This is a genomic window from Nocardioides sp. (genome assembly GCF_035703625.1).
Classification (GTDB): Bacteria; Actinomycetota; Actinomycetes; order Propionibacteriales; family Nocardioidaceae; genus Nocardioides.
The window spans coordinates 1-14,890 of the sequence record NZ_DASSXS010000186.1 but is presented as its reverse complement, the minus strand read 5'-3'; the positions used below and the strand labels follow the sequence as shown (position 1 = coordinate 14,890).

Genomic DNA, 14,890 nt, shown 5'->3' with positions numbered 1-14,890 from the left:
GTCATCCCCGGGGTGCCCTTGGGGACGACGAACGACTTGATCGCGGCGCGGCCCAGGTCCTTGTCGAGGGTGGCCCAGACGACGACGGCGTCGGACCGGTCGCCGGCGGTGACGAAGATCTTCTCGCCGTTCAGCACGTAGTGGTCACCGTCGAGCCGGGCGGTGGTGGAGATGCTGGCGGAGTCCGAGCCGGTACCCGGCTCCGTGATCGCCATCGAGGCCCACACGCCGTCGAAGCGCTCGTGCTGCTCCTCGTTGGCGACGGAGGCGATGGCCGAGTTGCCGAGTCCCTGCCGCGGCATGGAGAGGAGCAGACCGACGTCGCCCCAGCACATCTCGGCGATGGACATCACCGACGCCAGGTTGGTGCCGTTCTTGACGGCCCCGTCGTCCTCACCCTCGGAGCGTCGTACCCCGGCGGCGCCGGCGCCCTCACTGGCACCGGACTCGGAGAGCCCGTCGATCATGGCGGCGAGCATGTCGAGCTCCTTGGGGTACTCGTGCTCGGCGAGGTCGTACTTGCGGGAGATCGGCCGCAGCATGTTCATCGCGACCTGGTGGGCCTGTCCGGTGAGGGTCCGGAACTTCTTCGGATCGTCGAGATTGATCATCAGACAAGCACGCTTCCTTCCATGACGCCGACCGCACGCAGGTCGCGGTACCACCGTTCGACCGGGTGCTCCTTGACGAAGCCGTGGCCGCCGAGCAGCTGGACGCCGTCGAGGCCGATCTGCATGCCCTTGTCGGCGCACAGCTTGCGGGCCAGCGCGACCTCGCGGGAAAAGTCCTTGCCGGCCGCGGCGCGTCCGGCTGCCTTGTAGGTGAGCAGTCGCATCGACTGCAGCTCGATGGCGATGTTGGCCACCATGAAGGCCACCGACTGGCGGTGAGCCACCGGCTCACCGAAGGCCTCACGCTCCTTGACGTACGGCGTGACGTAGTCGAGGACGGCCTGGCCGGTCCCGACCGCGAGGGCGCACCACGCCAGCCGGGAGAGGCGCACGCACTCCGCGTACGTCGTCCCGTCGGTGGCACCCAGCACGGCCCCCGCGTCGACGCGCACGTCGTCGAGGGTGAGCCTGGTCAGGGAGGCGGCGCGGACACCCATGGCGGGGTCCCCGGCGACGGAGAGTCCGTCGGTGCCCGACTCGACCAGGAACAGGACCGGCTGGCCGTCGAGCTCGGCGCCGACGACGAACAGCTCGGCCTCGGCTCCGCGCGGGACCAGGCTCTTGACGCCGTTGAGGACGAAGGCGTCGCCCTCGCGCACCGCGGTCGTCGAGGGCTGGAGCACATCGAAGAGCACCGTGGGCTCGTTGAGGGCCAGGGCGGCGGCGGGGACGTCGTCCCCGGCGAAGGCGGGCAGGTAGGTGCTCTGCTGCTCGTCGGTCCCCCACAGCCCGAGCGCGGTGGCGACCGAGCCGGGCGCCAGTGCGGAGACGGCCAGGCCCATGTCGCCCTTCGCGAGTGCCTCGGCGACCAGCGTGCCGGCCATGGCGGAGCGTTCCTCCGAGATACCTCCCAGCGCCTCCGGGACGCCGAGGATCGGCAGGCCGATCTCGAGGGTGGCCTTCAGCAGCTCGTCCGGCGCGGCGCAGGCGTCGTCGGCGGCGGCGGCCGCGGGACGGACCATCTCCTCGGCGAACTCGCTCACCACGTCGACCAGCATCTGCTCGTCCTCCGTGGGCGTGAGGTCGAAGACGCCGCGGGACCGGGTCGGTGAGACCCGGACGCCGGGCTTGCCGCGCTTGCCCCGCCGGGCGAAGGTGCGACTGGCGCTGGTGACCGTCGCGAAGCCGCTGCGGGTCACGGTGAAGACGGTCTGCTCGGCCTGCTTGCGCAGCCCGATCCGGTCGAGCACGTCGCTCGACGCCAGCTTGTTGAGCGCGGCGACGGCGAGCCCGATGGGGTCACGGCTCTCCTTGGACGAGATGCCGTGGCGACCGCCGGGACGGAAGGGCTTGGTCAGGGACATGCCGATAATGTAACTCTGAGTTACAGGTAATGCCACCACCCGCGCGGTGTCCCCCGTCACACGTGATCGGCCAGCCCTCGACCCGCCCCGTCGCGCCCTCCTTCGTCGGTCGCGGGGCTTGCTCGAATCGCCCGCGACGCCGTGACCCTTCGTCGGTCGCGGGGCTTGCTCGACCTTCGCTCGCGACGCCGTGACCTCGTTCCTCGGTCACAGCTGCTCGCTCGCTAGGCTCCGCTCCATGCCGCAGCCGCCAGAGCCGCCCGCCCACGCGCCTTACGGCCCGCTCCCGGAGGGCGGACGGGTCCGGACGATGACGCGGTGGGGCACGCCGGTCATGCACCGTCCCCAGCAGCCGGTGACCGCCTACGACGAGGAGCTGCGGGCCCTGGTCGCGGACATGGTCGCGACGATGTACGCCGCCGACGGGGTCGGCCTCGCCGCCTGCCAGATCGGCGTCGACCTGGCCGTCTTCGTGTTCGACTGCCCCGACCAGTCGCTCGAGCGCACCGTCGGCCTCGTGTGCAACCCCGTCCTCACCCTGCCCGAGGGCCGGGACCGCAAGCTGGACGTCGCCGAGGAGGGCTGCCTGTCGTTCCCCGGCGCGTTCGTCGAGTGCCCGCGTCCGGACTTCGCCACGGTCACCGGGAACGGGCTCACGGGCGAGCCGGTCACGTTCTCCGGCGACGGCCTGCTCGCCCGCTGCCTCCAGCACGAGACCGACCACGTGCGGGGAACGGTCTTCGGAGACCGCCTCTCCACGAAGCTCCGGAAGAAGCTCCAGAAGCAGCACGACCAGGCGGTCGAGGACTACCCCTCGAGGTGGCCGCTCGAGGAGTCTCCCGCAGACGCCTGAGCGGGAAGCTCGAACCACACAGTGGTTCCCGCACCCGGGGTGCTGTCCAGGCCGATCCGGCCGCCGTGCGACTCGATCATCCGCCGCACGGTGTCGAGCCCGATCCCCAGGCCCTCGACGGCATGGGCTGCCCCCTCGTCCACCCGCACGAAGGGCTTGAAGACGTCCTCGAGACGATCCGCAGGGATCCCGATGCCGGTGTCTCGCACCCACATGCGCGCGCGGTCGTCCTGGACGCTGCACCCGATGGCGATCTCGACCGGCCCGTCACCGGCGTACTTGACGGCGTTGTCGACGAGGTTCAGCAAGATGACGTACAGCTGCCCGGCGTCGGCGAGCACGGTCGGCAGCGACCCGACGTGGACGGTGGCACCGCGCCGGCGCAGGGCGGGCCCCAGGTCGTTGAGGACGCTGGCGACCAGGACCTCGAGATCGGTGTCGACGAGTCGCAGCCGACCGGCCACCTGGGCGTAGTCGAGCACCTGCTCGATCATCGACTTCATCCGCAGGCTCGCGGCCACCACCCCGTCGGCGAGCGGGGCCACGCCAGGGTCGGAGGCCACCGCCGGCTCCTCGGCCAGCAGCTCCGCGTACGCCAGGATCGAGGTCAGCGGAGTCCTCAGGTCGTGCGAGACCTGCCCCGCGAAGGCGGCCAGGTGCTCGTTGGAACGGCGGAGCTGGTCACGGGTGCGTGTGAGCTCTGCGAGCGACGACTCGAGCTGGCTGGTCCTGCGCCGCAGCTCCAGCAGGTCGGTGACGTGCCGGGCGAGCAGGTCGATGGCGTCCTTCTCCTGGTGCGTCAGTGTCCGGGGGGCCCGGTCGAACACGCACAGCCGACCGATGGTTTCGCCGTCCGGACTGAGCATCGGCGAGGAGGCGTAGAAGCGGACCGTGTCGATCTCTCCGGTGACGAAGGGGTTGTCCGCGAACCGTGCGTCGCGACTCGCGTCCGGGACGGCGATGGTGGGCTCCTCGAGCACCGCCGCACACATGGAGTCCTCGCGGGCGCAGACCGAGGGCTCGAAGCCGGCGGCCGCGATCTGGTGCTGGTGGGTGTCGGTGATCAGGTTGATCGCGGCGGTCGACACCCCGACCACCTGGGCAGCCAGGTTGACGATCGCCTGCAGATCCTGCGGCGGCACCTGCTCCAGGATGTCGGCGTGCTCCAGGCCGACCCGTGGGGTCTGGTGGGTCCCGAGATCCATGCCGGCGTTCCTCCCTTCTGCTGGCTGCCTGCGAGGCGGCCCGTCGGCCGCTCGGGGACACAGGCTAGTGCTCGGAGGGGTTCTGGGAGCCAGAAGGCGCCGACCCGGAGTGTGCGGTGAGCAGCGGAAGCTTCAGCACGAACGACGTGTGACCTCCGGTCCCCACGGTGAGGTGCCCCCCGGCCGAGGCGGCGAGCTCGGCGGCGCGCGGGAGCGGGGACTGGCCGTTCGCGCCGGGGTCGTGCAGGAGCTCCGTGCCGTGCGTCCGGAGGCTCTCGTCGCTCACGCGCACCTCCAGGTAGTCGCTCGTCCTCCGCGCTGCCATCTCCACCCGGCCCTGCCCGTGCTCCAGTGAGTACCGGACCAGGGTGTCCACCACGTCGGTGACCGCTGCCGGAGAGAGCCGGGCGGAAAGTTCACCGGTGACGCTGAGGCCGAGCTCACGTCCGCGGCGGGTCAGGGTCGGCCGCCACCGGTCGGCAGCGCTGGTGAGCAGGACGCTGACGTCGACGACCTCGGCGGCCGCCGCGCGGGAGGCCCGATCCCTCTCCAGGAAGGCGGACACGGCCGAGTCGAGCCGCGACAGCTCGGCCAGCGCGACCGCGAGCTCGGCGGACGTCTCCGGACTCGTGGTGGGCCACTGGGAGAGGTCCTCGAGGTGGAGCCGCACCGCGGTGAGCGGCGTGCGCAGCTCGTGCGACGCATTGACCGCGAAGTCGCGCTCGCGCCGGACCAGCTGATCGAGGCTGCGGGCGCTGGTGAGGAGGGCCTGCCCGACCTCCTCCGCCTCGGGGACGTCGTAGTGGGGGACGTCGAGGTCGAACCGCCCCGAGCCGAGCTGGCGCGCGTGCGAGGCCAGGTCCTGGAACGGAAGCGCCAGGTTTCGCGCCAGGACCAGAGCGGCCAGCCAGGCCAGTGCCACGACCAGCAGGCCGATCAGCAGCAGCGGGAGCACGGCCGCCTGCACCCGCTCCGAGATGGCCGCCTGCGAGTAGTCGAGGGTCAGGGAGCCGCCACCGCTCACCTGCTCGGTCGCCTCGACGCCCACCTCCCGGCCTGCCGAGTCCCCTGCGGAGACCACGGTGCCGTCGGCGGCGGTGTACTCCACGCGCTCGCCCGGGCGCAACAGGGGTTCGAGCGCCTGCGAGGTGACCGGCTCGCCCGCCTCCTGCTCGGACTCGACCAGCGCGGCCAGGAGCTGAACCGACTGGTCGACCTGCTCCTGCTCGCGATCGTGGACCTGGTCGGCACGCAGGAGGGCCCGGGGGACGCCGTACAGCGCGACGACCAGGACCGCCAGCCCGACGAACGCCAGGACCAGGCGCTTACGCATCCGCGCGACCCGGCTCGAGGCGGAAGCCGACGCCTCGCACGGTCACGATCTGTACCGGTGCCGCGTGGCCGTCCAGCTTCTGACGCAGCCGTGCCATGGTCACGTCGAGCACCTTGGTCGAGCCGAACCAGTTCTCGTCCCACACCTCGTCCATCAGCTGCTCGCGAGTGACCACCGCACCTCCGTGCTGGTGCAGCTGGGCAAGCAGGTCGAACTCCTTGGCGTTGAGCGGGACCTCGTCACCGGAGACCCACACCTGACGGGTGCTCGGGTCGACGCGGAAGTCGTCGGACGGGGGGCCGGCATGGGATCCGCCGGCCCCGGGGTGGCCGGCGGTGGCGACCGTCCGCCGAAGCAGCGCACGGACCCGCGCCAGGAGCTCGCTCAGCATGAACGGCTTGACGAGGTAGTCGTCGGCACCCACGTCCAGTCCGAGCACCCGGTCGAGCTCCCCTCCCCGGGCGGTGACAACGAGGATTCCCCCCGCGAAGCCACCTTCGCGCACCCGCTGGCAGACATCGAGTCCATCCATGTCCGGCAGCCCGAGGTCAAGGATCACCATCTCGGGCTCATCGCCCGGTTGCCGGACCCGCTCCACGGCGTCACTTCCAGAGGCGACCCGCTCGACGATGTAGCCGTCCCGCTCGAGGGTCCGCACCAGGGGCATCGCGATGCCGTCGTCGTCCTCGACGAGCAGCAGCCGGTGGGTCATGGCGCCGAGCATAGGGGCGCAGCCGCTCCCGAGCGGTCACCGTGCCGCTCGGCCCGCGAGGTGTTGCCGAACTGTGGTCGGGCTGAGGGATCTGTGTTGCCCGGCTGTGCCCCGGCGCTCCCTAGCGTTCTGTCCATCGAAATGAGCAACCCGCTCACCGCAGACAACACGCAGGAGTTCAGCATGAGTCGCACGTCCACCACCCGCGGCCGGATCCTCGTCGCCGTCGCCACTGCCCTGACCGCCGGCGCCCTGGCCGTCGGTTCGGGTGCCTCCTTCGTCGCGGCGACCGACAACCCCGGGAACGAGTACCGGGCCGGCACCCTGACCCAGGCCAACAGCCTCTCCGGTGCGAGCATCTACAACGTGCAGGGCATGAAGCCCGGCGACACCGTCAACGGCAAGGTGACCATCACCAACAGCGGTTCGCTGCCCGCCAACATCAAGCTGACCGAGAGCGGCGTCACCAACGGTTTCGAGACCGGAAAGCTCAAGACCACCATCACCGACGTCACGGTGCCCACGGCTCCCGTGGTGGTGAAGAACGGTGTCGAGTACGGCACCGTCGGCGCGGTCAACCTCGGCGCGCAGTGGGCTGCCGGTGAGTCGCGCACCTACGTCTTCAGCGTGACCCTGGACGGCTCGGCCACCAACGCCAGCCAGGGTGCGGTGGCCAACGCCACCTACACCTGGGACTCCACCCAGGACACCACCCCCACCGTCACCAACCAGCACTTCTGATCCGCCGACGGGTGGGTGGCGCCGCGGGGCGCCGCCCACCCGAGGCATTCCCCCCTCGAGCATCCAAGGAGCCTTCGATGCAGGTCCGTCTCGCGACACTCTCCGGCCTGACCTCGAGGCTCACGCGCTTCGTCGCGACCCTCGGCCTGGTCGCGGTGGTCCTCGTCGCCGCGGGCTTCGTGATCCCGGGGCTGATGGGCTTCGAGCGGTACGTCATCGTCGGGCAGTCCATGTCAGGGACCTTCGAGCGCGGCTCGGTCGCCTTCGAACGCGTCGTTCCTGCCGATGAGCTGGAGGTCGGAGATGTCATCACCTACCAGCCCCCGGCCGACTCCGGCCTGACCACCCTGGTCACCCACCGACTGGTGTCGGTGAAGGAGGCCCGTGACGGCTCCCGGGTCTTCCGCACCAAGGGTGACGCGAACGCCGACGTCGACCCGTGGACGTTCCGGCTCCCGCAGGGCGAGCAGCCCCGGGTCGAGTTCACGGTCCCGCTGGTCGGGCACGCCTTCATCGCGTTCGCCGACCCCGGGACGAGGGTCCTGCTGGTCGGAGTCCCCGCCGGTCTCATCTGCCTGGTCAGCCTCGTGGAGCTGGTCCGGATCCTGCTCGACTCCCGCCGCCCCACCCCGCGGACCACCCGCATGACCCGGGAAGCCTGAACGCCGTGACCCGCCGCATGCTCCTCCTCGTCGCCTCGGCCCTCGCGCTCGGTGTGATGGGCATGGGCATGCCCTCGTTCTCCACCGCGTCCTACACCGGACGCACCACCAACACCGGCGCGCTCGTCGGGGCCGCCGACTGGACCCCGCCGAGCGTGAGCCTCCCGGACCCGGGCTCGCCGCTGAAGGGCACCGTGACGGTGACGGCAACCGCCACGGACGCCGCCTCCGGGATCCGGGACGTGACCGTGCAGTACCTTCCCTCGGGCGGTAGCAGCTGGACCTCGATCTGCACCGCCACCACGGCGCCGTACTCGTGCGCGTGGAACACCGCCTCCCTGGCGGACGGCGCCTACCAGCTCCGGGCCGTCGCCACCGACCGCGCCGGCTACTCCACCACCACCGAGACCGTCTCCACCACCGTCGCCAACAACCTCCTGGTCGTCCTCGGCAACCCGGGTGAGGTGATCCGGGGGACCGTGTCCCTGCCCACCACCCTCTACAGTGCCGGGACCACCACCTACACCGTCCGGGTCGAGTACACCCCGGCAGGAACGACCAGCTGGAAGACGGTCTGCACCAACCTCTCCTCCCCCTACTCCTGCAGCTGGAACACCACCGGCTTCGCCAACGGCGATTACGACCTGCGCTCCGTCGCCACTGCCGGGGCCACCACCACCTACTCCGCAGTCGTCGATGCGGTCCTCGTCGACAACCTGGCCCCCACCGTCGCGATGGTGGACCCCGGGACGCCGCTGGCCGGCGTGGCCACGTTGAGCGCCACCGCGAGCGACACGCACTCCGGCGTCTCGCAGGTCGTCCTGCAGGCCGCGGTCACCGGGACCAGCACCTGGACCACCCTGTGCACCGTCGCCGCCACGCCGTACTCCTGCAGGTACGACACGGCCCAGCTCTCCGACGGAAGCTACAGCCTGCGCGCGGTGGCCACGGACGCCGCCGGCAACGTGACCACCTCGGCCACGATCGGCAACCGGGTGATCGACAACACCGTGTCGGCGGTCTCGATGAACGACCCCGGCGCCTACCTGACCGGCACCGTCGCCCTGACCGCGAACGCCAGCTCCACCGCCGGCGTCACCTCGGTCCGGATCCAGCGCGCCCCCAGCGGCACCTCCACCTGGACCGACGTGTGTCTCGACGGCACCGCGCCCTGGGGCTGCACCTGGGACACCCGGACCGTGACCGACGGGCTCAACGACTTCCGCGCCATCCTCGTCGACGGGACCGGCAAGGTCACCACCTCGGCCACGATGGGCGCCCGACGGGTCGACAACAGCCCCCTGCGGGGAGTCGACGTCCAGACCGCCAACGGCGGAGCCACCCCCGGCAAGCTCGAGGCCAACGACACCGTCACCTTCACCTACAACGGACAGGTCAACCTGTCCACGGTGACCCCCGGATGGGCTGGAGCCTCGACCGCCGTCCGGGTCCGCGTCCGCGACGGGAACGTGCTGGGCCTCGGCAACAAGGGAGACACCCTCGACGTCCAGCTGCCCGGCGGATCGACCGTCAACGTCGGCACGGTCAACCTCAAGGACGACTACGTGAAGACCAACAAGACCGCGGTCCTCAACGCGACCATGACGGCCGGCACCACCACCGTGGCCGGCGCCACCGCCACTGTGGTCACCCTCAGGATCGGCACGCTGGCGTCCGGCTCGGGCCTCCGCACGGCCAGCGCCGGTGCCGGCATGGTCTGGACGCCCTCCTCGGCCGCCACTGACCTCGTCGGCACGAGCTGCTCCACCGCACCGGTCACCGAGACCGGCCCGGCCGACCGAGAGTTCTGATGGACCGGACCATCCTCCTGGTCGAGGACGATCCCTCGCTGGCCGCGGTGCTGCAACGCATCCTGCGTCGCCTCGACGCCCGCGTGGATCACGTCGCGTATGGTCGCGAGGCCCTCTGCAGGATCGCCCGGAACGACCTCGACCTCGTCGTCCTCGACCTCGACCTGCCCGATCTCGACGGAACGGAGGTGTGCCGGGCAGCCCGCGTCGGTGGCTACTCCGGGCCTGTCCTCGTCCTCACCGCCCGCCACGGGGAGGAGCCTCGGGACGAGTCGCTCGACGCCGGTGCCGACGACTTCCTCACCAAGCCCTTCAGCGTGGCGGAGCTCATGAGCCGACTGAGTGTCCTGTTGAGCGAGGACACGGGAGTCGGGCGCGGCCGAGCGGTCTGAACGACGCCTGGCTGTCCTCCGGCGACTTCAGGGTCCCGGGAACGCCTCTCCCCCTCCGGATGCCAGCGACTCGGCGACGATGCGCAGGTGCTCGGCCCGCAGGTCCTCAGGCAGCGCGGGCAGTACGTCGTCCCAGAACGCCAGCATCGCCCCGCGGCCCTGCATCATGCCGGCCGGTCGGGCCAGTGCCCACAGGTGGAAGTGCTCGGAGCCGTCGCCCCAGCGCGAGAAGTGGCACCGGGCGACACCCGGGATCGACTTGACCGCGGTGCTCACCCGCTGGAGCAACGGCCCGAGCGTGGTGAGCAGGTCGAGGGGGGCATCCTCGAGGCGGTGGTGCTCACGCGGAGCGATGCCGCCGACGTAGGGGAGCCCGAAGCGGTCCCACCCCGACCGCACCTGCCACAGGTCGTCGGCCCAGATGGTGTGCTCGGACGGACGGCAGTGGCCGCACTCGGCGCGGTCGAGCTCACCGGCACGCGGCCGCTCGGGCACCAGCATCGGCGCAAGCGCCGACAGCGTGACGTCGTCGAAGCACGACAGGTCGTCCTCGACCAGCGGCCGGGCCGACAGTCGCTCCCCGATCGGGAGCGTGCGGTGGTAGGCGGAGTCGGCGGGGGCGGTCTCGTAGTCACTCATGCCCGAAAAGTAGCGAAGCCGACTAACGCCGCGCGGTGACGTAGCAGGCCACCGCGGTCGCGGCCGCGACGTTGAGGGAGTCGATGCCCTCGCGCATCGGGATCACCGCCCGCCGGTCGGCCGAGGTCTGCCAGCGCGGAGACAGGCCGTGGCCCTCCGAGCCGAGCACGAGCGCCACCCGGTCGACTCCCGCGACCGCGTCCTCGATCGGGACCGCGTCGTCTCCGAGGGTCAACGCGATCGTGGTGAAGCCGGCCGCCGAGAGCGACGGCAGCGCGTCGTACCAGTCGGGCAGGCGGGTCCACGGCAGGCTGAAGACGGCCCCCATGGCGACCTTGATCGCCCGGCGGTAGAGCGGGTCGGCGCACCGGGGGGCCAGCAGCACGGCATCGAAGCCCATCGCGGCGCCCGAGCGGAAGATCGCCCCGACGTTGGTGTGGTCGACGATGTCCTCCAGCACCAGGACCGACCTGGCTCCGGCCAGCACCGACTCCACGGAGGGAAGCGGGCGGCGTTCGAGCGAGGCCAGGGCGCCGCGGTGCACGTGGAAGCCGGTGACCTCCTCCGCCAGCGCCTCGGAGACGACGAAGCAGGGTGCCGCCGAGGCGTCCAGCACGTCGCCGAGCCCCTCGAGCCAGCGCGGCGCCATCAGGAACGAGCGGGGCGTGAAGCCGGCCTCGACTGCCCGGCGGACGACCTTCTCCCCCTCGGCGAGGAAGAGCCCGTGCTCGCTCTCGAGGTGCTTGCGCAGCTCGACGTCCCGCAGGTCGCGATAGTCGGCGAGGCGCGGGTCGTCGGGGTCGGTGACCTCGTGCAGTTCGGCCATCAGGCGTAGTGGCCGGGATGCGCGATGGCCACCACGTCGCCCACCACGATGATGGCGGGCGGCCTGACCTGCGCCGAGGCGAGGTCCGCCTGGAGGCCCCCGAGGGTCGAGAGCACGGTCCGCTCCCCCGGCATGGTCCCGTCGCAGACCACCGCGACGGGGGTCGCCGCTGGCCGTCCGCCAGCGACCAGGGCGTCGGCGATCGCGGCGGCGTTCTCGACCGCCATCATCAGCAGGATGGTGCCGTCGAGACCGGCGACGGCCTTCCAGTTGACCAGGGAGTCGGGGTGTTCCGGGGGCAGGTGGCCGGAGAGGACCGTGAACGCGTGGGCCACCCCGCGATGGGTGACCGGGATCCCGGCGACCGCCGGGACGGCGATCGGGCTGGTCAGGCCCGGCACCACCGTGACGGGTACCCCGGCCTCGCGGCAGGCGAGCACCTCCTCGAACCCGCGGCCGAACACGAAGTTGTCCCCGCCCTTGAACCGCACCACGCGCTGACCGGCCCGGGCGCGCTCGACGATGATCCGGTTGATCTCCTCCTGCTGCGCCGACCGGCCGCGCGGCAGCTTCGCGACGTCGATCAGCTCCACGTCCGCGGGCAGCTCGCCGAGCAGCTCGCGCGGGGCCAGCCGGTCGGCCACCACCACGTCGGCCTCCATGAGCGCCTTGCGTCCGGCGACCGACATCAGCTCCGGGTCACCCGGCCCACCACCGACCAGGACGACCCCGGGCGAGCGGTCGCGGTGGTGCCGCGCCGTGATGGTGCCCTCGCGCAGACCCTCCAGGATCTCGTCGCGGACGCCGGCCGACCGTCGCGGGTCACGGTTGCCGAGCACCGCCACGGTCACGCCGGCGTGCCGGCCGACGGCCGGGGTCCAGGCGGTCGCCGCGGTGGCGTCGTCGGCCCGGACGCAGAAGATGCGGCGGGACTCGGCGCCGCGGCTGACCGACTCGTTGACCCCATGGTCGTCGGTCGCCGCGATGACGTACCAGGCGCCGTCGAGGTCGTCGTCGCGGAAGCCGCGGTCGGCCCACTCGACCTCACCGGCACCGATCAGGCCTTCGATGGCGGGGGTCACCTGCGGCGAGACCACGTACACGTCGGCGCCGGCCGCGATCAGGGCAGGGATCCGGCGCTGCGCGACCTGGCCCGCGCCGACCACCACGACCCTGCGGCCGGCCAGGCGCAGCCCGGAGGGGTACGTCGCGAACTCCACGCCGCTCATTCTCCCGGCTCGGCGATCGGGGGTCGTTCCGCTCGCTCACCCATCGGACTAGGTTGACGGACGTGGCCGGGACCGGATCCCGAGCCGTGAGTCGAACTGTGAGGAGCCCGCACATGAGCCTGGACCGCCCGGTACACCCGAACCCCTACGACCTCCTGCCCGAGGTGCCGTCGTTCACGGTGACCAGCGAGGACGTCTCCGACGGCAAGCCGCTGAAGGACGACCAGGTGGCCGCAGCGGGGAACACCTCCCCCCATCTCGCGTGGGAGGGAGCGCCGGAGGGCACCAAGAGCTTCACGATCACCTGCTTCGACCCCGACGCCCCCACGCCCAGCGGGTTCTGGCACTGGGTGCTCGTCGACGTCCCGGCGGACGTCACCTCGCTCGACACCGGCGCCGCGGCGGGCGACCTTCCCGGATCGGCGTTCCACTGCCGCAACGACGGCGGTGAGAAGGGGTTCATGGGCGCCGCTCCCCCCGAGGGTGACCAGGTCCACCGCTACTTCTTCGTGGTTCACGCGGTCAAGGAGGAGAGCCTCGGCGTCGATGCCGACGCCTCCCCCGCCGTGGTCTCGTTCAACCTGGCGTTCAAGACCGCCGGGCGGGCGATCATCCACGGCACCTACCAGCACTGACCCGCCGGAAACTTTCGGGCGGGTCAGCGGTCGGTGGCGCGGCGCAGGAGCTCGTCGAACGGGACCGGGTCCTCGAGCTGGTCCTCGAAGGAGCGCCGCTCGTCGGCGGACGACGTGCCCGGGGGCCCGGCCTCGACGCCGATGAGTGCGGCGAGCTCCCCCGCAGCTCGCCGCACCCGCTTGTCCAGGTGACCCTCGTCGGTGCTGCCGAAGTCCTCGCTCGCCGCGAAGACCCCGGTCGGCGCCACGACGGCGCGCAGGTGGGAGAAGAGCGGCCGCAAGGCGTGGTCGAGCACCATCGAGTGACGGGCGGTGCCACCGGTGGCGGCCACCAGCACCGGGGTGCCGTCCAGCGTGCCGGGCTCCAGGACGTCCACGAAGGTCTTGAACAGCCCCGAGTACGACGCCGAGAACACCGGGGTGACGACCACCAGGCCGTCGGCGCGGCGGACCTTGGCGAGGGCCTCCGCCAGCTCTCCGGTGGCGAAGCCGGTGAGCAGGTGGTCGGCCAGCTGGTGGGCGAGCGGGCGAAGCTCGACGTGCTCGACCTCGACCGTCGACCCGCGCGCCTCGGTCGCCGACACGACCGCGTCGGCCAACCGGTCCGCGAGCAGCCGGGTGGAGGACGGGACCGACAGTCCCGCCGAGATGACGACGAGCCTCCTCATCGGGCCGTCACCTCCTGGGTGGTGCCCTCCGCAGCGGCGACGCGGGCGGCGTGGGTCGGAGCGGCAGGGACGTGGTCCGGCCTGAGCGCGTCGAACTCCCTCCGCAGCACCGGGACGACCTCCTCGCCGAGCAGGTCGAGCTGCTCGAGCACCGTCTTGAGCGGCAGCCCGGCGTGGTCCATCAGGAAGAGCTGGCGCTGGTAGTCACCGACGTACTCCCGGAAGCCGAGCGTCCTCTCGATCACCTGCTGAGGGGAGCCCACTGTCAGCGGCGTCTGGGCCATGAAGTCCTCCAGGGAGGGTCCGTGGCCGTAGACCGGGGCATTGTCGAAGTAGGGCCGGAACTCGTTGACGGCGTCCTGGCTGTTGGGGCGCATGAAGACCTGTCCGCCGAGTCCCACGATGGCCTGGTCCGCGCGGCCGTGGCCGTAGTGCTCGAAGCGCCTGCGGTAGAGGCCCACCATCTGCGCGGTGTGGGAGGCCGGCCAGAAGATGTGGTTGGAGAAGAAGCCGTCACCGTAGTAGGCCGCCTGCTCGGCGATCTCCGGGCTGCGGATCGAGCCGTGCCAGACGAACGGAGGTACGCCGTCGAGCGGCCGCGGCGTGGAGGTGAACCCCTGGAGGGGAGTACGGAAGCGTCCCTCCCAGTCGACGACGTCCTCGCGCCACAGCCGGTGGAGCAGGGCGTAGTTCTCGATCGCGAGGTTGATGCCCTCGCGGATGTCCTTGCCGAACCACGGGTAGACCGGCCCGGTGTTGCCCCGGCCGAGCATCAGGTCCATGCGGCCGTCGGTGAGGTGCTGGAGCGTTGCGTAGTCCTCGGCGATCCGGACCGGATCGGTGGTCGTGATCAGCGTGGTGGAGGTCGACAGGATGATCCGGCGGGTCTGGGCGGCGATGTAGGCCATGGTGGTCGTCGGCGAGGAGGCCACGAAGGGAGGGTTGTGGTGCTGTCCGACCGCCACGACGTCGAGACCGACCTCCTCGGCCTTCTGCGCGATGGCGACGGTGTTCTTGATCCGCTGGTGCTCGCTCGGGGTCCGGCCCGTGGTCGGGTCCGTCGTGACGTCGCCGACGGTGAAGATGCCGAACTGCATCGCCACTCCTCCTGTAGTTGAAAGTGCAACCAATGCTGCAACCACGCGAAGGGGACGACTATTCCACCCGGTCGCCGAGCGGGAACGGCCGAACGCGGCCGCTCCCTGCTGG

Annotated in this window: 16 protein-coding genes; 6 read left to right on the top strand and 10 right to left on the bottom strand. The window is 71.3% G+C overall.

Going from position 1 to position 14,890, the window contains the following annotated elements; genetic code table 11:
• Together VFN12_RS09130 and VFN12_RS09125 are read right to left on the bottom strand one after the other, a co-directional pair.
• The coding region (locus VFN12_RS09130) for an acyl-CoA dehydrogenase family protein (RefSeq protein WP_325118335.1) at window positions 1–611 on the bottom strand (611 nt) is incomplete at its 3' end.
• Entirely contained in the window at window positions 611–1,975 is a 1,365-nt protein-coding gene (locus VFN12_RS09125) for an acyl-CoA dehydrogenase family protein (protein WP_325118334.1), read from the bottom strand. The genes VFN12_RS09130 and VFN12_RS09125, both read right to left, overlap by 1 nt.
• Window positions 1,976–2,213: 238 nt before the next feature.
• Between VFN12_RS09125 and def the strand changes: the two genes are divergently transcribed.
• A complete protein-coding gene (gene def / locus VFN12_RS09120; protein WP_325118333.1) occupies window positions 2,214–2,828 on the top strand; it encodes a peptide deformylase in 615 nt (204 codons plus the stop codon).
• On the opposite strand, the gene VFN12_RS09115 is transcribed toward def, so the two are convergent.
• The 3 genes from VFN12_RS09115 to VFN12_RS09105 form a co-directional block, all read right to left on the bottom strand.
• Window positions 2,783–4,033 carry a GAF domain-containing sensor histidine kinase gene (locus VFN12_RS09115; RefSeq protein WP_325118332.1) on the bottom strand — a complete coding sequence of 417 codons (1,251 nt, stop codon included), beginning with the start codon at window positions 4,031–4,033 and terminating at the stop codon, window positions 2,783–2,785. The genes def and VFN12_RS09115 overlap by 46 nt on opposite strands.
• A gap of 64 nt (window positions 4,034–4,097) precedes the next feature.
• Entirely contained in the window at window positions 4,098–5,366 is a 1,269-nt protein-coding gene (locus tag VFN12_RS09110; RefSeq protein WP_325118331.1) for a histidine kinase dimerization/phospho-acceptor domain-containing protein, read from the bottom strand.
• Complete coding sequence (locus tag VFN12_RS09105) at window positions 5,359–6,078, bottom strand: response regulator transcription factor (protein ID WP_325118330.1); 720 nt, start codon at window positions 6,076–6,078, stop codon at window positions 5,359–5,361. The genes VFN12_RS09110 and VFN12_RS09105 overlap by 8 nt, the downstream gene beginning before the upstream one ends.
• 183 nt (window positions 6,079–6,261) lie before the next feature.
• Here VFN12_RS09105 and VFN12_RS09100 point away from each other — a divergent pair, with 183 nt between their 5' ends.
• The 4 genes from VFN12_RS09100 (at window position 6,262) to VFN12_RS09085 (ending at window position 9,684) form a co-directional block, all read left to right on the top strand.
• On the top strand, window positions 6,262–6,819 hold the full coding sequence (locus VFN12_RS09100; protein ID WP_325118329.1) for a TasA family protein: 558 nt from the start codon (window positions 6,262–6,264) through the stop codon (window positions 6,817–6,819).
• 77 nt (window positions 6,820–6,896) lie between these two features.
• Complete coding sequence (locus VFN12_RS09095) at window positions 6,897–7,481, top strand: signal peptidase I (RefSeq protein ID WP_325118328.1); 585 nt, start codon at window positions 6,897–6,899, stop codon at window positions 7,479–7,481.
• 5 nt (window positions 7,482–7,486) lie between these two features.
• Window positions 7,487–9,292 carry an Ig-like domain-containing protein gene (locus VFN12_RS09090; RefSeq protein WP_325118327.1) on the top strand — a complete coding sequence of 602 codons (1,806 nt, stop codon included), beginning with the start codon at window positions 7,487–7,489 and terminating at the stop codon, window positions 9,290–9,292.
• Entirely contained in the window at window positions 9,292–9,684 is a 393-nt protein-coding gene (locus VFN12_RS09085) for a response regulator (RefSeq protein WP_325118326.1), read from the top strand. Before VFN12_RS09090 ends, VFN12_RS09085 begins: the two co-directional genes overlap by 1 nt.
• A gap of 27 nt (window positions 9,685–9,711) precedes the next feature.
• Here VFN12_RS09085 and VFN12_RS09080 read toward each other — a convergent pair whose 3' ends face one another.
• From VFN12_RS09080 to cobA, 3 genes are read right to left on the bottom strand one after another with little or no spacing between them, the layout of a single operon-like run.
• Entirely contained in the window at window positions 9,712–10,323 is a 612-nt protein-coding gene (locus VFN12_RS09080) for a hypothetical protein (protein WP_325118325.1), read from the bottom strand.
• Window positions 10,324–10,345: 22 nt separating this feature from the next.
• The gene (locus tag VFN12_RS09075; RefSeq protein WP_325118324.1) at window positions 10,346–11,149 is read right to left on the bottom strand and encodes an RNA methyltransferase; all 804 of its coding nucleotides are present in this window, start codon (window positions 11,147–11,149) and stop codon (window positions 10,346–10,348) included.
• Window positions 11,149–12,378 (bottom strand): uroporphyrinogen-III C-methyltransferase, encoded by a 1,230-nt coding sequence (cobA, locus tag VFN12_RS09070; RefSeq protein WP_325118323.1) that lies wholly within the window; start codon window positions 12,376–12,378, stop codon window positions 11,149–11,151. The genes VFN12_RS09075 and cobA overlap by 1 nt, the downstream gene beginning before the upstream one ends.
• 113 nt (window positions 12,379–12,491) lie before the next feature.
• Between cobA and VFN12_RS09065 the strand changes: the two genes are divergently transcribed.
• The gene (locus VFN12_RS09065; RefSeq protein WP_325118322.1) at window positions 12,492–13,013 is read left to right on the top strand and encodes a YbhB/YbcL family Raf kinase inhibitor-like protein; all 522 of its coding nucleotides are present in this window, start codon (window positions 12,492–12,494) and stop codon (window positions 13,011–13,013) included.
• 23 nt (window positions 13,014–13,036) lie between these two features.
• Here VFN12_RS09065 and VFN12_RS09060 read toward each other — a convergent pair whose 3' ends face one another.
• Window positions 13,037–13,681, bottom strand: coding sequence for an FMN reductase (locus VFN12_RS09060; RefSeq protein WP_325118321.1), 645 nt, complete (start codon window positions 13,679–13,681; stop codon window positions 13,037–13,039).
• Entirely contained in the window at window positions 13,678–14,778 is a 1,101-nt protein-coding gene (locus VFN12_RS09055) for an LLM class flavin-dependent oxidoreductase (protein WP_325118320.1), read from the bottom strand. The genes VFN12_RS09060 and VFN12_RS09055 overlap by 4 nt, the downstream gene beginning before the upstream one ends.
• Window positions 14,779–14,890 lie beyond the last annotated feature (112 nt).